Here is a 20206-nt window from a genome sequence, read left to right on the forward strand (position 1 = left end):
TTATCTTTAAAACTGCATAGCAATTAATTTACCATGCAGTTTTATATCACTATTTAATACTATTTAACAAACTCTTGATATGGTATACGAACTGCAACCCCTGTATCATCAAATTCATATGAAGTTCCATCTATAGCAGTTTTACCTTCAGCTAAGTTTAATCCACATTCATATAATGCTTTTGCCATACCTTCAGCATCTTGAAGAACTGATCCAGTCATATATCCTTTTGAAATTAAATCTTGAGCTGCTGCAGTTGCGTCAACACCAACAACTGGAATAAATTTAGATTCATCTCCATTGTTGTATCCTTGAGCTTGAAGTGCTGCTATTGCACCTTGAGCCATACCGTCATTATTAGCAATTACAACTTCTATTTTTTCACCATCTTTAGCAAACCATGCTTCCATAGCATTTTGAGCTAATGCTTGGTCCCAGTTACAAACTTGTAATGCAAGCTCTTCAGTTTCAATTCCATTATCATTTATAGTTGAAACAGAATATTTTGTTCTTGCTACAGCTTCTGGATTATCAGGTTCACCTTGTAACATAACATATTGCATTTTTCCATCGCCATTTTTATCTATAGCACTAGAATCTTTGTTCCATACATCTGAAAGAATCTTTCCTTGCATAACACCTGCTTCTATAGCATTTGTTCCGATAAATACTGCTTTATCATATGATTTTATTACATCTTCTGATGGTTCTCTGTTGAATAATACTACTGGAATATCTGCATCTTTAATCTTATCAACAACAGTTTGTCCAGCTCCTGTATCAACTAAGTTAACTAATAATAAGTCAACTCCTTTTTGAATTAATGTATCTATACTATCATTTTGTGTAGCTTGGTCACCTTTTCCATCATAGAAAGTAAATTCAACTTTTCCATCACTTTCTTTTGCTAACTTTTCTAAGTTTTGACGAACTGTAGAAATATAAGTATCATCAAATTTATATAAGCATACTCCAACCTTTAAAGTTTTTTCAGCTGTATCTTTTTCTGTATCTGTTGCATTTGATCCATTACTGCTTGTATTATCTTTAGCTGCATCATTTCCTCCACATCCAACTAAAGCTGTTACCATAACTGTAGTAACCGCAAGTGCTACTAATTTTTTTATATTTTTCATAAAAATTCCCTCCCATTTTTTAAAGCCTGTATATGTTCTTAAATTTTGTATATCGTTTACATTTATAATTATATAGTTTTCATAATCTTTACTCCATACGAAATTCTTCACATTTTTATTGAAATTCTTAGATACTTATATAAAAACATCTAAAATTTTTATATAAATTTTATTTAGCACCTTATTACTTAGCAATAAGAGGTTACTTTATATTAAAAATAAAAAGCAAGAAATAATTAAATAAAACATTTCTTGCTTTTTATTTTATGAATTTACTATTTCTCCACCATTAATATGTATAGTTTGACCAGTTATATATGATGCTGAATCAGATGCTAAAAAAACATATGCCCCTGCACATTCAATTGGTTGACCTGCTCTTCCTAGTGGAGTATTTAAACCAAACTGTGGTATTTCATTTTCTGCAAAACTTGAAGGAATAAGTGGAGTCCATATTGGCCCTGGTGCAACTGCATTTATTCGTATACCAGACTTATTTTTTGCTAATTGTGTTGATAGTGATCTTGTTAAAGCTACTATTGCACCTTTAGTCATTGAATAATCTACTAACTTTTCATTTCCTGCATATGCAGTAACAGATGCAGTATTAATTATAGATCCACCTGATTTCATATGTTTTAAAGCTTCTCTAGTCATATAAAATGTACCGTAAATATTAGTTTTTATAGTCTTATCAAATTGATCATCTGTTATTTGTTTAAAATCCTTACATTCATACTGAACTGCTGAATTATTTACAAGTATATCAATTTTATTATATTGACTTATAACCTTTTCTACTGAAGTTCTACAAAAATTAACATCTGAAATATCTCCAGAAATAAGTGTGCATTTTCTTCCTATAGCCTCTATAAGTTTCTTTGTATCTTCGGCATCTTTGCTTTCATTATAGTAAATTATTACTATATCAGCTCCTTGATATGCATATGCTATAGAAACTGCTCTTCCTATTCCACTATCTCCACCTGTTATTATAGCAACTTTATCTTTTAATAAATCTCCTGTTTGTGTATAATTTTCATCATAATATATAGGTGTTGGTGTCATTTCATATTCAAAGCCTGGATGATGATTTTGATGTTGTGCTTTAAATGTTATTGGAAAGTTCATTTTATCACTCCATTAATAATATAATAAAATTCTATTCTAATCTCTCTTATTTTTTAATAATTCTTCAACAACAGCTTTAGCTTCTGCTAAACATGAACCACAACCTTTTCCACAATTAGTTGCTTCTTGAACCTCATCAAAAGAATCTGCACCATTTTCTATAGCTCTTTCAATATCATCTACTGATACATTAAAGCAATAACAAACTTTTTTATTTTTATCCATTTCCTATACCTCCAAATAATATTAATTAATATCTACTTATATAATTTGCAATTCTTCTTATTGTTATTCAAAATATAAACCATTAGTAATGAAAGCTATATCTTTAAAAAGATATAGCTTTCATTACTAATGGCTTTAATTTACTTATAAAAGTGAATCTATTATTCTTCTTGCTATTGTTGTTTCATCAGGTATCATAGGTAGATTATCTTTTTTATACCAAGCTGCATGAACTATTTCATCTCCATCAACTTTTATTTCACCTGATTCATATTCAGCTGTAAAACCTATCATTATGGAATTTGGATAAGGCCATGGTTGACTATCAAAATACTTAATATTTTTGACCTTAATCCCAACTTCCTCTAAAACTTCGCGTTTTACACAGTCTTCTAAAGTTTCATTAACATCTAAAAAACCAGCAATTACACTATGTAATCCTTCTGGAAAATTTTTATTGTTAGCAAGCAATATTTTATCTCCATTTGTTATTCCAACAATTATTGCAGGACAAACATTTGGATAAGTTGTATATTTGCAGCTTGAACATTCCATTGAAAATTCATTTTCTGAAATCTTATTTTCAGCTCCACATACACTACAATATTTATTAGTTTTATGAAAATGTATTATTTGGGACGCTCTACCCCATATAGGGAAAATATCTTTATCTATAACTGCAGCTCCTTGCCTTAATGATAAAAGTTCAAACTCTCCATCTGTTTCAACGCAAGAATTTATTTCTCCACAAAAGCAATGAATGCCATTTAATTCTCCTAAATGATATTTAGTTTCTAATCCATCAATAAAATTTTTAACATCTTTAAATGTTGGCGTTATTATTCTTCCTTTATTCTCTTTAATAAGTATTTGTTTATCTTTAAATATAAGCCACAAATCTTCCTCTCTATTTCCCTTAGGAAATTTTGCATCAGAAATAAAATTCAAATATTCATTGTTATTTACCATCTTAACCTCCAATTTAATCTTATATTATTTCACAATGCATATAGCTCTCTGCTTCATTCCAAGGTACAATGAATCCTTGCCCTTTTGAACAAAATACAGAGTTTGAACTATATTCTATATCTGCATCTTTATTATATCCCCTTTTTTCAATTACATATTCTGTGTTATGACAAATATCATATCCATCAAATATTAAACTAATACTACCTTTTCCTTTTGTAAAAGCTATAAGTTCCATGCTATAATCCATAAATGTTGCTACCGGTCCTCTTCCAGATATACTAACTTTATTTAAGCTAGTATTTGGTGAATCAAATGTACCATTTAATTTTTGAATATCAGATAGTACCCTCCCCATATAATCTAGTTCTACATCTATTTTAAATTTATAATATGGTTCTAACAATATGTTTTCTGCTTTTTCTAATCCTTGTCTTAACGCTCTAAAAGTAGCTTCTCTAAAATCTCCACCTTCTGTATGTTTATTATGAGCTCTTCCTGTTAATAACGTAATTTTAACATCAGTAAGTGGTGAACCTGTTAAAATTCCATGATGTTCTCTTTCAAAAATATGACTTCGTATTAAATTTTGATTTCCAGTTGTTAAATGATCTGTATGACATTTATTTTTAAATACTATTCCAGCCCCTCGTTTAGCTTTTTCTATCATTAAATGTACTTCAGCATAATGTCTTAATGGTTCAAAATGACCATATCCTTTAACATTATTATTGATAGTTTCCTTATACATTATTTCACATGGTCCAAAATCAACTTTTAAATTAAATCTTTCGAACACAACTTCTTTTAAAACTTCTAACTGTATTCTTCCCATAATGTGAACATGAATTTCTTGATATGCTTCATTCCATAAAACATTTAAAGATGGATCTTCTGCCTCTAATATTTTAAAATATCCTAAAACTTCTTTAATATTATACGACCTATCAAATAGTACACTAGACATTAAAGTAGGAACCATTTGAAAATTAGTTTTTTCTTTTAAATTCCCTATCCCATCACCAGAATTAATTTTTGAAATTCCTGTAACTGCAAATATATCCCCCGCTACAACCTTGTCCACAGTAACAAACTTATTTCCATTATAAGTTCTAATACTGCTTACCTTTTCTTTTACTATATTTTCATCATCATTTAAAACATTAATTTCATCTCTCACCTTTAGTATTCCACTTAAAGCCTTAATAAATGTAATTCTAGTTCCATTATCATCATGACGAATTTTATAAACTTTTCCTGAAAACTCTGTATTCTCATCATATTCAGTATAAGTTAACCTATCTAATGCTTCTAAAAATTCTACTATTCCAACATCTTGAAGAGCAGAACCTCCAAAGCAAGGAAAAAGCTTACTTTCTTTTATTAATTTTTTTAATTTATTAATCCAAATTTCTTGTTGATATTCTCCATTAAAATATCTTTCTAATAGTTCTTCATCTCTTTCTGAAATAAATTCTATTGCATCTTCATTAAGATTGTTTAGATTATCTATATAACATATGTCATTAGTTAAATTAATCTGTATTTCTTTAATAACCCTCTCTAAATCAGCTCCAGTTCTATCTAATTTATTAACAAAAAATAAAGTTGGTACATTATATTTTTTAAGTAAATTCCATACTGTTTCTGTATGTCCTTGTACTCCTTCTACTGCACTTATTATAAGTATTGCATAATCCATTATCCCTATAGCTCTCTCCATTTCACATGAAAAGTCTATATGCCCTGGAGTATCTATTAAATAATATGTTGAATCTCCCATTTCAAAAACACCTTGATCAGAAAATACAGTAATTCCTCTTTCTTTTTCTATATTATGGTTATCTAAAAAAGAATTTTTATGATCTACTCTTCCTCTACTTCTAATACTTTTTGTATGATATAATATTTGCTCTGAAAATGTTGTTTTTCCCGCATCAACATGTGCAAGTACTCCTATGCACTTTTTCATAAATCCACCTTCTATCTAATTGTTTATTTTAATTTATACTATCTTAATACAAATAAATAATCTATATTTCACTTATAAATATTTAAATAATAGCTTTTTCTTCTTTGCTCATTAATAATTTTATAATTTAATATTATATCATAAGTAAAACTTAAAATTTTATATTTAAGCTGTCTAGGTTAAAATTCAATTCTTAACTAAAGCTTATACATATAATTTTTCACTTAAATTTCCACATAGTATCTATCATCTACTAAAAACAATAGCTACTTAACACCTTTAATAATTTATTTTTTATACTTTAAAATTAAAATAGGAGCTATTTCCAATAATGAAATAACTCCTATTTTAATTTTATCCATATAACTCCATAACTTTTACAAAATAACCTTGCGTTGCATATAAAAGCTCACAAGTAGTTTTTATTGTAAAATAAATATCATTAATACAATCTTCATCTAAATCCAGATAGTCTTTTCTATTACTTTTTAACTTTTCCAAATAACATCCTGTTTCTTCAATGTCATCTAAAATGTTTTCAAATAATTGCTCATTTTTACTTAATGTTTTCTTTAATATTCTATGAAGAATAACTTCATACTTAAAATGTTCCATCATATCTTTACCATAATACTCTTCTAGATGGTATTTACAAAAACAATCTGCAATATAGTGAGCTATTTGCCCTACAATAAATGATATTTCATCTATGCTTAAATCATTATTTTCTATATATCTCTTATATTCACCCATCTTATCTTTTGAAACACTATATGTGTGCTTTATTTTATTTTTTCTTTTATGAAGATCAGGTTCTATACACCCATATAGAAAATTTCTCTTATTTAAATTTAAATTATACTTTTCATTACAAATCTTATAACAATATGAACCTATAGCTAAGTGAGAATTAATTAACATTAAGCCCTCCCTTGTTAGAAGTTTTAAAGATTTAAAATTTTAAATAAACTCTAACACTATTTATTATACATCACTTTTTTGTTTTTGATTATATAAGTTTAATTTTTTTGTTGGTGGAGTTTGAAATTTATAACAAATAAATTAAAATATTTTTATTATTAAAACTCTCACAATCTATTAATAAACATATGCTTTTACTTATATGGACATACTATTTTTATAAAATAAAATTCTACATTATTATCGGAGGAAAACTATGAAAGTTAGACTTGGCTATGTTGCTATCTCAAAAAAATTAGGTAAAAAAGTTACATCCTCTAGTACAGTTACTTTTACTAATTATAATAAAATAACTACTCCAGAAAAAAAACTTGAAAAGCTTAAATTAGTTTCATCATCCAACTTAAAAGATTTAGAAACAATTATTAAGTATAATATAGCTAATAATATTCATTTTTATAGAATAACATCTGCTCTTATTCCTCTTGTTACCCATCCTGAAGTTGGTTATTGGGGACATAGAGAATTTCTAAAAAAAGATTTTGAATATGTAGGAAAATTAATTAATAATTCTAATATGAGAGTTGATACTCATCCCGATGAATTTAACGTAATTAATAGTATAAATCCTAAAGTAGTTGAAAATACAAAAATTAATTTAATGCGGCAAGCAGAATGGTTTGAAGATTTTAATTATAATTTAGGAAAAATGGTTATCCATGTTGGTGGTGCTACTAATGGAAAAGAAGCTGGTATAGAAAGATTTATTACTAACTTCAATACATTTCCTGAAGAGATAAAATCAAAACTTATAATAGAAAATGATGATAAGACATATACAGCAAAAGAAACTTTATATCTGTGTAATGAACTTAAATTACCTATGGTTTTAGACATACACCATCATAATTGTAATAATAATGGTGAAGATATTTATAGCTTAATACCTGATATATTTTCTACTTGGAAAAATGAAAAACTTCCTCCAAAGCTTCACTTTTCTTCACCTAGAGATGGAGAAAAAGATAGAAAACATTCTGACTTTATTAATGCCAATGATTTTGTGAGCTTTTTAGAAAAAGTTAAAGTATTTGATATAGATATAGATGTAATGCTTGAATGTAAGGAAAAAGATTTTGCTCTTTTCAAATTAACAGAGGATATTAAAGCATTAAAATCTGAATATTCTTGGATTGATGAAACCACTTTTGTTGTATAATTGAATATTAGCCGCTGATGTTCTAAATTAGGAATTCTTTATAAAATCAATGATATCATTTATGATTACAAAAATGGTTATATACAGGAACAGCTTTCATTTTTTTAATAAACTAAATATAATATTTTATATTTTAAAAGTATAAATAAAAAATAATAGGATTCAAAAAACATTTAATATATTTTTTTGCATCCTATTATTCAAATTTTACTCTACTAATAATTTCAAAGTAAATTTTATTTTATTATTCTTAATTTCATATGATAAGCTTCCATTATTTTTTCTACTTAACTCATTACATAAGTATAAGCCTAATCCTGAACTACTAACTTCTTTATCAATATTTTCATAAGTATTATATTTTATAAATGGCTCTAATAATCTATATTTTATATCCTCTGGAAATTCACCACACTCATTACTTATTTCAAATATAATATTTTCTTCACGCTTATATAATTTAATATTAATACTACTACTTGTACTATATTTAATACTATTATCTAAGAGATTACTTATTATTTGTTCTATATCATTTAAAACTGCTATTAATCTTATTTCATCTAAATCAGCATCTATTGTTAACTTTCTATTATGTATCTTTACTTCAAAATCTTCAATTATTTCTCCTATAATCTCTGTAATTGAGAATTCAACTTTGTTTTTATTTGGCTTAACTTCACCTTTAGAAACCTCAAGTATCTTTTCAACTAAAGTTTTCATTTTTTCACTTTCTAGCACCATTCTATTTGTTGCTCTATAAATAAAGTCTTCATCTAACTTCTTTACATCCTCATCTCTTAAAATCTGTGCATAAAGCGAAATTGAAGTAATAGGAGTTTTTAACTCATGAGTTGCATTGTTAAAAAATTCTCTCGAAATTTTTTGTAGTTTTTCTACCTTTTCTTTTTCTTCAACTATTATATTCATTTGATTTTTTATTTTATTTTTCATTAAATTATAGCTTTTAGATAATTCACTTATTTCATCATTGGTTTTTATTAATACATCATTTTCATCTTTAGATTCTATAAATTTCTCCATAGAGTTTTTCAACACTTTAATTGGTTTTGTAATTTTATTTATTAAAATTGAAACTACACTTATTATTATAATTACTATAATAAATTGTCCTAATAAAATTATTCCTATAGCTTTAATATTTATACTATATTTATCACTATAATCCTTTTGAATAATTAAATTACCATAAAATTTTCCATCCAAATATACAGGATAATTATACGTAATATAATAATTATTATTTAACCTTTTAAACTTAATTATTGAACTTATATTATTACTTTCATTTAAAATACTCTTAATTTCTTTCTCGTTTAATGTATCCCTGACAAATACTTCTATTTCCATATTCTTATTGGCAATAGCAACATATGAATCCGATAGCCCCTGTATTATTGTTAATATTTTCCACAAAGACTCTTCAGTTACTTTCCCTTGCTTAATGCTATCTAGGGAAAAATTTTTTACTTTTTCCATTTCTAAAATAATATCATCTTTTAAAGTGTTTTCTAAAAAACCTGCTACAAAAACTGTAAATATCAAATTTATAAGTACTATACTACTTATAATTCCAAATAAAAGCTTTCCCTTCAAAGTATTAAATAAAACTCTATCTAACCACATAGCCTACTCCAAAAACAGTTTCAACTATAGAATTATCTTTTTCTTCATTGAGCTTATTTCTTAACCTTCTTATATGAACATCAACAGTTCGTGTATCTCCACCATAATCATATCCCCAAACTTTTTCCAACAAATCTTCTCTTGAAAATATTATGCCTCTATTTTCATATAAAAAATTTAGCAAATCAAATTCTTTTTTTCTTAATGGAACTTCTTTTTTATTCTTTAAAACAATTCTATCTTTTGATAAAATTGTTATTCCCTTTATAACCTCCGGACTTTCTTTTGGCAAAGTATTTTTTAAATGCTTTTCTTTTCTCCTAAAAATAACCTTTATTCTAACTAAGACTTCTCTTATTTCAAAAGGCTTTACTATATAATCATCAGCACCTAGTTCTAATCCTACTATTTTATCAAAAATATCTCCTCTAGCTGTTATCATTATTACATAAGTACTTTTTGATATTTCTCTACAAATATCAAATCCATCAATATCAGGTAACATTAAATCTAAAAGTACAACTTCTGGATTAAACTCTTTAAATAACTCTAGGGCTTCTCTCCCATTAAATGCACTTCTAACATCATACCCTTCTTTTCTTAAGGCAAATGTTAATCCATCATTTATTGAATATTCATCTTCAACTACTAGTATCTTTCTTTTATCCATAATCAATTATATAAAGCTTAAATTAAGCGTTTCCCCTTCCCCTATATATATTTATATAAAATCTAACTATATTGTATAAGCAACTCTCTTATCTCTCTATTTCAATAAAAGAATACTCTACCTTTTTAATATAAGATATTGGTGATTCATCTACTGTCGTATCATTATAAAGAACCTTTCTTAAAAAAATAGTATTTCCTTTATCATTTATTACTCCATCAAAATTATCATACTCCTCTGCCTTAGCAATTTTATATATTAAATCTATTTTTAATTCATCATTTATTTCCGATAAATAAATATCACCATTATAACTACTAATTATATAATCACTATTATCTATATTATTAACTATAAATTTATCTAACTTAATTACTTCATTAGAATATATATTGTATATAACCTGTTCATGAAATGTATTATCATCATATAAGTTTAAAATTATATTATCACCTTTTGTATAATTATTTAAATACCATATATCAAATCTTAACCCTTTCAAATCAATAGTTTTATAATATTCAAATACTATTTTATCATCTATAATTTCTACTTTACTAACTTTGCCAGTTTCATCTATAGCCATTATATTATTTTCTTTAATATCATAATAAAAATATCTATAGTTTGCTTTAATTACATAAGTATTATAAACTTTATTGTTTTTTATATCTATTATAGTAATTTTTTCTTCTTCTCCAAACCCTCTTGTATCTCCAGTATTGTTTATATTAAGCAAGTTTACATAATAATCTTCATTTACTTTAAAACCTATGTAATAATAGTCTTTTTTACTATCCTCTAATTCATAAATAAGAGTTTCATAATTATCTAATTTTATCTTTATATTATTTTTGATATCAGCATAATAATAAGTTCGATCTCTTAAATGTAATCCTTCACTATAAATTCCATAGCTTCTATCAACATCTATTAAATTACTCTTTTCTGCCCTTGTAAAATAATTTTCATCTAACTTCTCTACTTCACCATTTAAATTAATTAAATATGGCATGTCTATCTCATCACTTTCATATCCAACATTAAGTTTGGTAGGTGATAGTGTTCCATATACTTTATCTTCATTGAAAAATACTGGTTCAAAAATAGTATACTCTTCTTTATCTTCTATAACTTTTTCTGTTATTTCATATTTATTTAGACTCTGCTCTATCCTTGCATCACTTTCTAAAACTATAGTATCATCCGTACATCCTATAATAAATATATTAAACACTATTAGTATTGCTATAATTAATTTCTTCATAAATAAAAAACCTCCACATATTATTTAATTATATAATACGTGAAAGTTTTTACATAGTTTTGTTTACTTGTTACAAAGTTATTAACTTTTTTTATTAACATACTATTTAAATCTTTATAGTTGTTTTTTACCATTTCAAATATAATTTCTTTATTATTTAATTTCCTGTAATAATTCATTATAATACTTATTGGTTTCCTCTACACTTTTACTATTAAAAAATATATAGCTATTATCCTTTAATTTAATACATATATACTCTTGATTTTCAAAATAAACATATAATTTACACTTACCATATCCATTTATACTAAAATTACCTAAATTATAAGTTGATGCCCCAACTCCATTAGTTCTAATTCCACTTGGGATTCCATTTTCCATTGATATAGATTCTATGTTACTAGTTTTAACTTCAGTTCCATAGATTGGTGCATTAATTACAATAGTATTATTGTCAACTTTTAAAGTAAATGTAGAAAAATCAAATACCATCATCATTGAAGTAAGTCCTAATAGTAAAATACCTGCAAATGTTAAATTTCCATAATAAATTAATCTTCCTTTTTTAGTACCTAAATTATAAGTCATCCCATAGCCTGTCCTATCTGGTACTGATACTGTTCTATCATTAGGGTTATTATAAACACCTTTACTCCAGTACTCATCATTATCAGTATATATTACTTTCTCACAATTTTTTAAAATTTCACTTTGCTCTTTATTAATTTTGTTATTTATGAAAAATATACCACCTATTATTAATATTACTGGTACTACTATTGCTAAAATAAATAATATTTCACTATTACTACTATTTATTAAAAGTAAAAACATAAATAACATACTAATACTTTGAATCATAGCAGCAATTACTGTTCCAGCTGTCCAATTTCTTTTAAAAATAGTATTATAAGCTATATTTATTTTAGAATCTTCACTTATAACCTCTGATTTTCCCTTTGAATATATTTTATACATAATTATAAATATTATATTGGCAATTAAGGCATTACAAGCTGATATTCCTAAGTATCCATAAATATTTATTCTTTTAAATATAATCGCTATTGGAATTAAAGAAATTATTATACTTGGAATAAACCAAAGAATAGAAACAGGCATTTTATTTTTTACTCTTGTGACTTCAGTATCAATAGTTACTAAATACTTACTAGGTAATAACCACTGGTTTTCCCTTTTCATATCCATAAGCTTTTTATTATACTTAATAAATAATCTTCTAGATAAATATAACACAATAAATATCCATAAAAATAAATATATAGTTTGTATTGAATTCATTATTATAAAAAATGATGGTATAAACAATATTAAATCAATCACCATTATTATAAAATTTTCTTTCTTAAATTCTTTTAATATACTTAAAACTTTTTCATTTTTAAGCTCTAAATAGGGAATAGTTACTCCGATTAATATGTTTTTATTTCCATTTGTAATACACTTACTTTGATAATAAATAGTTATTAAGAATACTATTGCTACACTTCCCCAAATTAAATTGAATATCATATTTTCCCCTCATTCCATACCTTATTTAAACCATTCATATTTTTATAAATCTCTTCACACATTCTCATGAACTCTTTATATTCAATTCCCTTTAGTCCAGATTCTGCAATTATGAGTTCAAGTTCACTTTCAAGCTTTTCTTTAAATTCTCTAGTTGTATCTAAAGATGGATTAATTTTTGCTCCATGTCTTCTATCTATCTCTATATATCCTTCATTTTTTAATATAGAGTATGCCTTATTTACAGTCATATTATTAACTCCAATATCTTCCGCCATTTGTCTAACCGTAGGAAGGCCTTCCCCTTTTTTAAGATCACCTCTTCCAATTCCCATAACAATTTCATTTCTAAGCTGAACATAAATAGGAATATTGCTAGTCATATCTAGTTTTATAATCATTATCTCACTCCCTTTGTATACTTTGTATTATATATTATAATACAAAGCATACAAATAAGCAATATTATTCTAATACCTTATTATTTATAATTTTTCTTAGTAACTTTTAATAATATTATAAACTTTCTATATTTTTATTTTACTCCCTATTATATAATTAATATGAATTTATATACTTTTAAGATAAGGAGAAATATTTATGAGAATTGGAATAATTGGTATAGGTGATATATGCAAAAAAGCTTATTTACCTGTAATAACACTTAGAAATGATATCGAAATAATTTTATGTACTAGAAATACTGAAACTTTAAACGAAGTAAAAAAAACTTATAGATTATCTTCAGCTGTCGAGAGCATACAAGATCTAATAAATTCTAAAATTGATGTTGCTTTTGTTCATTCTTCTACAGAATCTCACTTTGAGATATGTAAAACATTAATTGAAAATAAAATACATGTATATGTTGATAAACCTCTTTGCTATACTTATGCTGAAGTATTAGAATTATATAATTTATCTAAGAACAATAATGTAAAGCTTATGATAGGCTTTAATAGAAGATTTTGTCCAAAAGTTAGAGAATTACATGCATTGGGACATGCTGATATTATAATTATGGAAAAAAACAGAGTCAATTTACCTGGTGATATTAGAACTTTTATTTTTGATGATTTTATTCATGTTATAGATACTGTTAGATTTTTAATGATGGATGACTATACAAACTTTACAGTAGATTTTAAAACAGATAAAAATCTTTTAAATAATGTAGTATTAAAATTAAGTAATTCTACAACTACGTCATTAGCAATTATGAATAGAGATAATGGAGTTACAGAAGAAACTATAGAATATATGGCTTCTGGAAAAAAAGCTTTAGTAACTTCTTTAGTTGAAACTACATCATATTGTAATAATAATAAATCAATAACTAGCTTTGGTGATTGGGATAATACTTTATATAAAAGAGGATTTGTAAGTATAATAAATGAATTTTTAGATGCTATAAAAAACAATTCTAAGCTTCCTATAGATTTAGAAGATTCACTTAAAACACATAAATTATGCGAGGATATTGTTAATTATATTGTATCAAATAGTTAATGTTGCTATGTAATTAAATATAAAAAATACTGTGTTAATTAGATAGCACAGTATTTTTTATACTATAATAATTTTTATCTATAGTATTATAAATTCAATTTCTTACTTTTTTAAAACTAATCCTTTACTTCTTATACAAGTGCATTCTCTTGCTTCTTCAGTATGTAAGCATTGATATTTAATCCTTTTTGGTGCTTCTATTTCTACTTCTTTCTTTTCTTTTGATTCTTTTGTATTCATATCATAATCTCCTTAAATATATTACTTAAAAACTTACTATTTACTAAATATTTTTTATTATATAATAATTACTATCTTTTAATATGTATTATATAATAATTTTAAATTTAAGTACATATAATAAATTTAGTAAATTACAAAGGAGAAAACAAATGTTAAATTTAATCAGCCTAATAATTTCTTTATCTCTAATTATGTATTTAGCATATAAGGGATATTCAACTATAGTAACTGCTCCAATTATAGGGTTATTAACTACTTTAATTTCACTTGGTCTTAATAGTCATTTAATGGCTAATTATACAGAAGTATATATGAATGGATTTGCTGGATTTGTTAAAAGTTATTTTCCTCTTTTCTTAACTGGATCTATTTTTGCAAAACTTATAGATGAAGTAGGTTATGGTAAATCTATAGCTTCATTTATAAGTAATAAGCTTGGAAAAGATAAAGCAATTCTTGCTATAGTTCTATCTGGAGCATTTCTAACATATGGTGGCGTTTCTTTATTTGTTGTTGCATTTATTTTATATCCATTAGCAAATATTTTATTTAAAGAAGCAGATATCCCCAAAAGATTAATTCCTGGTACTATTGCCTTAGGTGCATTTACTTTTACAATGACAGCAATGCCAGGCTCTCCAGAAATTCAAAATGTTATACCTATGAGCTATTTTGGAACAGATACCTTTGCTGCACCACTAATTGGAATAATTGCAAGTATCATTATGTTTACTTTAGGTATGATATGGCTTACAAGAAGAGCTAAAAAAGCAAAGCTTAATGGTGAAGGCTATGGTAATCATAAAAACAACTTTAAAAATTCCTCCTGTGAAAAGTTACCTAACATAATAGTTTCTATTGCTCCTATTTTAATAATTTTTATAGCTAACTTTACACTTTCAAAATTTTATTTCCCTAATACTGATGGCAGTTATTTAAATGAATATGGAGTTACATTAGATAAAGTTGCTGGAACTTGGAGTGTTATTATAGCAATAGTTTTATCAATAATTTATATTATTTTATTAAATTATAAGAAATTGAAAAATTTAAATGAATCACTTAGTGATGGAGTTAAAAATTCATTTCTTCCATTACTTAATTCTAGTGCAATAGTAGGTTATGGTAGTTTAATAAAAGCATTGCCTATATTTACTACTATTCAAACTAGTATAATGAATATATCATCTAATCCTATTATTTCAGAGGCTATCTCTGTGAATATAATTTGTGGACTTACTGCTTCAGCCTCTGGAGGATTAGGTATAACTTTATCTGCACTTGCTCCAACCTTTGTTGAAATGAGTCAAAAATTATCTATTTCCCCGGAAATACTTCATAGAATTGCATCATTATCATCAGGTGGATTAGATACATTGCCTCATAATGGTGCTGTAATAACTACATTAGCTATTTGTGGATTAACTCATAAAGAAAGCTATAAAGATATCTTTGTAACATCCGTAGTTATTCCAATTTTAACTACAATAATAATTGTATTATTAGTTTCATTAAAGTTTGCTTTCTAAAAAATTTATTATAGATTCAAATTTTTATTTAGAAAGTCTAAGTTATATACCGTACACATATTTTACAATAGGAAAAGATATTTATTTTTTATAATAAGTCTACCTAAAGCATACTTAGCCTCCTATATTTAAAATTAAATCCAAGTATACAAAATGGAAATATACATCATTAACTTTTTAATAATTAATTAAAGGTCATAATTAGTTTTTTACTAATTATGACCTTTAAAAATTTATATTTATTTAAAATTTTATTTTTCAGTACTTTCTTCACTTTCAGTTTTTCCATTATAATTACTTAAAACTTTAGCTATCTCTAAATCTTTTTCATTTTCCGGAATCAATCCCCTTAATTCTAAGAGTTCATTAACAAATATTTCTCTGCCTTTTTCATAGTTTGAAACATCTACATGTATATATTTAGGAAACTTAGTTGGTTCTCCTTGAAGTTCTATTTCTGATAATAATACTTCTAATCTTAACCCTCTTGCTTCCAAATCGCCTTCACCAATATATGTTATAGGCATTTTTAAGTTTACTGATTCTCCCTTTCTTATGCTGTTAAAATCTATATGCTCTATATGTCCAAAAGTATCTCTTTGCAAATCTTTAACTATACATTTTTTTATATCTCCATCTAATTTCAAAGAAATTATTGAACTCTTAGGATAAGTTAATAATCTATACATTTCTCTTTTAGTCATTTTAACAGAAATAGCCTTATGTGTTTCATCTCCATAAATAACACATGGAATATATCCGTTTTTTCTTACCTTTTTACCTTTTTCATTTCTTGATAAAACATTAAATACTAATTGCTCCATTATAATCCCTCTTTCATTAAGAATACTTTATATTATTATTATAATGAATTGATTAATATTCCTATTTCTTCATAAAGCTTATTAACCCTTAACTGCTCCAGCTGCAATTCCTTCAATAATATACTTTTGACAAGTGAAATAGAATATAATTATTGGTATAATAGCAAGAACTAAAACTGCCATCATAGCCCCCATATCAACAGCTCCATATCCACCTCTTAAATATTGTACTGCCATAGTTAATGTTTTATAATCAGATCTTAAAACTAAAGTTGGAAGTAAGTAGTCATTCCAGATCCACATAACATTTAAAATTGATATAGTTATAGTTATTGGTTTAAGTAATGGAAATACAATTAAAAAAAATGTTTTTATTGGTGTACATCCATCTATCATTGCTGCTTCTTCAATATCTATAGGTATTGATTTAACAAATCCACTAAACATAAATACCGAAAGTCCAGCTCCAAACCCCAAATATATTACTATAATTCCAAGTGGATTGTCTAAATTTAATATGTTTGCAATTTTACTCATAGTAAACATGACCATTTGAAATGGTACAACCATAGAAAATACAAATAAATAATATAAAAAAGTAGTGAACTTAGATTTTACTCTTATAATATACCATGCTGTCATTGAGGTAAATAATATTATTACCACCGTTGAACTAATAGTTATAAATAAAGAATATCCTATTGCACTAAGAAATCCTGTCTTTTCAATTCCATTTATATAGTTGCTTATTCCTGAAAAAGTAGTTGAATTCGGTAATGCAAATGGATCTCTACTAATATATAATTTTCCTTTAAATGAATTATATAAAACAATAAAAATAGGTGCTAAAAATAATATTGCTAATAGTACTAATATAATATATAAAAAAATATTATTTTTCTTTTTAGGTTTATATTTAAGTTCATTTTTTGTATCTATTTTACTTTCCATTAATTTTCAACCTCCTTCTTTCTAGTTATACTCAATTGAAGTAACATAATTGCAGCAACTATTATAAAGAATATAACTGCTTTAGCTTGTCCTACACCTTCTGAACCTACCTTGTTATAAAAAGTTTTATAAATATCAAGTGCAAGCATTGCAGTTTTTCCACCTGGTGCTCCATCTGTTAATGCTAGATTTTGATCAAATAATTTAAATGCATTTGACATAGTTAAGAAAAGACAAATAGTTATTGATGGCATTACTAACGGTATTGTAATTTTTCTTAATGTCATCCACTTAGATGCACCATCTATCTTGGCACTTTCCATAATATCATTTGGTATATTTTGAATACCTGCAATATATATAATCATCATATAACCTATTTGCTGCCAATTAAGCAATATGACAAGCCCCCAAAATCCATACTTAGTATCATATGTTAAATTAACTCCAAAATAATTTAATATTCCATTTAAAATTATTAACCAGATATATCCTAATACTATTCCTCCAATTAAATTTGGCATGAAAAATATAGTTCTAAAGAAATTAGTACCTTTTAATTTTCTTGTTAAAAGATATGCAAGTGCAAATGCAAAAACATTAACAGTTATTACAGAAACAATAACAAACTTAGTTGTAAAAATTAAAGCATTTGTAAATTCAGGTGTTGCAAATACCTTTTTATAATTTTCAAGACCTACAAATTTCGCATTAGTTACAGTTGTAAATTTTGTAAATGATAAATAAATCCCCATTATAAACGGGACTATAAATGCTATACTGAATGCTATTAATGTAGGTAAAGCAAATATTCCAAAATATTTCTTTAAACCTTTTTGCAAAATTTTCTCCCCCTTCTATAACCATTTTTAATTCATATTAAAATAATTAATTTTAGTCACAAAAGGATGTACCATAAGATACATCCCCTTTTTTAAAATTTAAATACTATTGAGCCCTTTCAGATTTCCAAGAATCTTTTACAGTTGTAACAACATAATCCCAATCTTGAGTTCCTTGTACGTACTCAAGTAATGCACCTGCAAAAGTATCTTTAAAGTTTTGACTTGGGAATGCTTGGAATGTCCACTTAATTGTTTCAATATTATCTTTTTCCATCCAATTTATAACTTCTTTAGATAATGGATCTGATGGTTTTTCATCATCATTAAATGTATCAAATGGAGAAATAAATCCTAAATCACCTGTAACATAAGCTTTACCTGTGTCACTTGTAAATAACCAATTTATAAAGTCTATAGAAGCTTGTTGCTTTTCTTCTGAAACTTGACTATTAATTGCTAAATAGTTTTCTGTACCAATGCAAAGACCTTGATTTTCTTCACCTTCCATACCTGTATATATTGGTAGGAATTTAATATTCTCTTCCTTAACAGTATTACCATCTATACCATTAATTTGTGACCAAGCCCAATTACCATTTTGAACCATAACACAATCACCTAAAGCAAATTCAGCCATTGAATCATCAACACTCTTATTTCCTAAAACACCTTTTTCTGAAACTGAGTTATTAGTATATAAGTCATAAATATTTTTATAATTCTCATTATATTTAAATTCAATTTCCTCTGCAGCTAATCCAACTTGTAAAGGATTTTGCCCTTCTTCTGCATTATCTTTAAATTCATAATATAATGGTATATTAGCTAAATGAGTTTCCCATCTCCAAGCATTACCTGCAGCCATTGAAGTTGATGCAAATACACCTTGTATTCCAAGTTCATCTTTATTTGCCTGCATATCCTCAACTACAGCTTTTAACGTGTCGAAATTATTAATGTCCTCAACTGATTTAATATCTGTATCTTTATTTTCAAGTGCTAAATATTTTTGCATAATTTCATCATTATATATAATTCCATAACCTTCAACAGCATATGGTATACCATATACTCCTTCACCACTTGTAACTGCTAAAGTTTTATCTAATAAATGACTATAAAGTTCAGTATCTTTTAAATCTAAGCAATAATCTTTCCAAGATTCATATCCAACTGGTCCATTAATTTGGAAAATTGTTGGAGCATCTTTTTTCGCAATTTCAGATTTTAATGTTTGCTCATAAGTACCACTTGCTGCAGTTTCAATTTTTACTTTTACTCCTGTTTCAGCTTCATATTCTTCAGCTACTTTCTTATATACATCTGCTATTTCTGGCTTAAAATTTAAAAAATAAATTTCTTCTCCTCCATTAGTAGATTCATTTGAATTTGTTTCTTCCTTAGTATTATTACTTCCACAACCAACAAATGAACCAACTACAAATGCAGTTGCAAGAGTAAGTGCTAATAATTTCTTAATCTTCATAAAACTCCCATCTCCCTTTAAACAATTAACTTTTTATATAAAATTATTTATGTAGTTTATAAATAATTTATATTCATAATCATCTATTCATTTCTGGAACCGTTTCTAATTTTTAATATAATATAT

The 20206-nt window shown here is 25.9% G+C and carries 19 protein-coding genes; 3 read left to right on the forward strand and 16 right to left on the reverse strand.

Annotated features, from left to right (window positions below):
• Positions 1 to 59: 59 nt before the first annotated feature.
• The 6 genes from LPC13_RS07920 to LPC13_RS07945 all read right to left on the reverse strand — a co-directional run bounded on the left by LPC13_RS07920 (position 60) and on the right by LPC13_RS07945 (position 6354).
• The gene (locus LPC13_RS07920) at positions 60 to 1136 is read right to left on the reverse strand and encodes a galactose ABC transporter substrate-binding protein (protein ID WP_040419796.1); all 1077 of its coding nucleotides are present in this window, start codon (positions 1134 to 1136) and stop codon (positions 60 to 62) included.
• Positions 1137 to 1400: 264 nt separating this feature from the next.
• Entirely contained in the window at positions 1401 to 2267 is an 867-nt protein-coding gene (locus LPC13_RS07925) for an SDR family oxidoreductase (protein WP_005214455.1), read from the reverse strand.
• A 36-nt stretch (positions 2268 to 2303) separates the two neighbouring features.
• The gene (locus LPC13_RS07930) at positions 2304 to 2492 is read right to left on the reverse strand and encodes a (2Fe-2S)-binding protein (RefSeq protein ID WP_005214456.1); all 189 of its coding nucleotides are present in this window, start codon (positions 2490 to 2492) and stop codon (positions 2304 to 2306) included.
• A 144-nt stretch (positions 2493 to 2636) separates the two neighbouring features.
• On the reverse strand, positions 2637 to 3461 hold the full coding sequence (nudC, locus tag LPC13_RS07935; RefSeq protein WP_005214457.1) for an NAD(+) diphosphatase: 825 nt from the start codon (positions 3459 to 3461) through the stop codon (positions 2637 to 2639).
• A 19-nt stretch (positions 3462 to 3480) separates the two neighbouring features.
• Positions 3481 to 5433, reverse strand: coding sequence for a GTP-binding protein (locus tag LPC13_RS07940; protein WP_005214458.1), 1953 nt, complete (start codon positions 5431 to 5433; stop codon positions 3481 to 3483).
• 354 nt (positions 5434 to 5787) lie between these two features.
• Positions 5788 to 6354, reverse strand: a complete 567-nt coding sequence (locus tag LPC13_RS07945; protein ID WP_005214459.1) for a zinc dependent phospholipase C family protein — start codon at positions 6352 to 6354, stop codon at positions 5788 to 5790.
• Positions 6355 to 6610: 256 nt separating this feature from the next.
• Between LPC13_RS07945 and uvsE the strand changes: the two genes are divergently transcribed.
• Positions 6611 to 7573 (forward strand): UV DNA damage repair endonuclease UvsE, encoded by a 963-nt coding sequence (gene uvsE, locus LPC13_RS07950; protein ID WP_005214461.1) that lies wholly within the window; start codon positions 6611 to 6613, stop codon positions 7571 to 7573.
• Between the two features lie 207 nt (positions 7574 to 7780).
• On the opposite strand, the gene LPC13_RS07955 is transcribed toward uvsE, so the two are convergent.
• The 5 genes from LPC13_RS07955 to LPC13_RS07975 all read right to left on the reverse strand — a co-directional run bounded on the left by LPC13_RS07955 (position 7781) and on the right by LPC13_RS07975 (position 13094).
• Positions 7781 to 9220 carry a sensor histidine kinase gene (locus tag LPC13_RS07955; protein ID WP_234088735.1) on the reverse strand — a complete coding sequence of 480 codons (1440 nt, stop codon included), beginning with the start codon at positions 9218 to 9220 and terminating at the stop codon, positions 7781 to 7783.
• On the reverse strand, positions 9207 to 9890 hold the full coding sequence (locus tag LPC13_RS07960; protein ID WP_005214464.1) for a response regulator transcription factor: 684 nt from the start codon (positions 9888 to 9890) through the stop codon (positions 9207 to 9209). Before LPC13_RS07960 ends, LPC13_RS07955 begins: the two co-directional genes overlap by 14 nt.
• Positions 9891 to 9978: 88 nt before the next feature.
• Positions 9979 to 11157: a hypothetical protein gene (locus LPC13_RS07965; RefSeq protein WP_005214465.1), complete on the reverse strand. Its 1179-nt coding sequence runs from the start codon at positions 11155 to 11157 to the stop codon at positions 9979 to 9981.
• A 153-nt stretch (positions 11158 to 11310) separates the two neighbouring features.
• Positions 11311 to 12693, reverse strand: a complete 1383-nt coding sequence (locus tag LPC13_RS07970; RefSeq protein ID WP_005214473.1) for a PH domain-containing protein — start codon at positions 12691 to 12693, stop codon at positions 11311 to 11313.
• Entirely contained in the window at positions 12690 to 13094 is a 405-nt protein-coding gene (locus tag LPC13_RS07975) for a GntR family transcriptional regulator (protein ID WP_234088736.1), read from the reverse strand. The genes LPC13_RS07970 and LPC13_RS07975 overlap by 4 nt, the downstream gene beginning before the upstream one ends.
• A gap of 199 nt (positions 13095 to 13293) precedes the next feature.
• On the opposite strand from LPC13_RS07975, the gene LPC13_RS07980 reads away from it, so the two are divergent.
• Positions 13294 to 14202: a Gfo/Idh/MocA family protein gene (locus LPC13_RS07980; protein WP_005214475.1), complete on the forward strand. Its 909-nt coding sequence runs from the start codon at positions 13294 to 13296 to the stop codon at positions 14200 to 14202.
• Positions 14203 to 14304: 102 nt separating this feature from the next.
• On the opposite strand, the gene LPC13_RS07985 is transcribed toward LPC13_RS07980, so the two are convergent.
• The gene (locus LPC13_RS07985; RefSeq protein WP_005214476.1) at positions 14305 to 14442 is read right to left on the reverse strand and encodes a hypothetical protein; all 138 of its coding nucleotides are present in this window, start codon (positions 14440 to 14442) and stop codon (positions 14305 to 14307) included.
• A 152-nt stretch (positions 14443 to 14594) separates the two neighbouring features.
• On the opposite strand from LPC13_RS07985, the gene LPC13_RS07990 reads away from it, so the two are divergent.
• Entirely contained in the window at positions 14595 to 15974 is a 1380-nt protein-coding gene (locus LPC13_RS07990) for a GntP family permease (protein ID WP_195244318.1), read from the forward strand.
• A gap of 251 nt (positions 15975 to 16225) precedes the next feature.
• On the opposite strand, the gene LPC13_RS07995 is transcribed toward LPC13_RS07990, so the two are convergent.
• The 4 genes from LPC13_RS07995 to LPC13_RS08010 all read right to left on the reverse strand — a co-directional run bounded on the left by LPC13_RS07995 (position 16226) and on the right by LPC13_RS08010 (position 20080).
• Positions 16226 to 16798 (reverse strand): 50S ribosomal protein L25, encoded by a 573-nt coding sequence (locus tag LPC13_RS07995; RefSeq protein ID WP_005214478.1) that lies wholly within the window; start codon positions 16796 to 16798, stop codon positions 16226 to 16228.
• A gap of 81 nt (positions 16799 to 16879) precedes the next feature.
• Complete coding sequence (locus tag LPC13_RS08000) at positions 16880 to 17749, reverse strand: carbohydrate ABC transporter permease (protein ID WP_005214479.1); 870 nt, start codon at positions 17747 to 17749, stop codon at positions 16880 to 16882.
• Complete coding sequence (locus tag LPC13_RS08005; protein ID WP_234088737.1) at positions 17749 to 18591, reverse strand: carbohydrate ABC transporter permease; 843 nt, start codon at positions 18589 to 18591, stop codon at positions 17749 to 17751. Before LPC13_RS08005 ends, LPC13_RS08000 begins: the two co-directional genes overlap by 1 nt.
• A gap of 106 nt (positions 18592 to 18697) precedes the next feature.
• Positions 18698 to 20080 carry an ABC transporter substrate-binding protein gene (locus LPC13_RS08010; RefSeq protein WP_005214482.1) on the reverse strand — a complete coding sequence of 461 codons (1383 nt, stop codon included), beginning with the start codon at positions 20078 to 20080 and terminating at the stop codon, positions 18698 to 18700.
• Positions 20081 to 20206 lie beyond the last annotated feature (126 nt).

Source organism: Clostridium celatum (genome assembly GCF_021412605.1).
Classification (GTDB): domain Bacteria; phylum Bacillota; class Clostridia; order Clostridiales; family Clostridiaceae; genus Clostridium; species Clostridium celatum.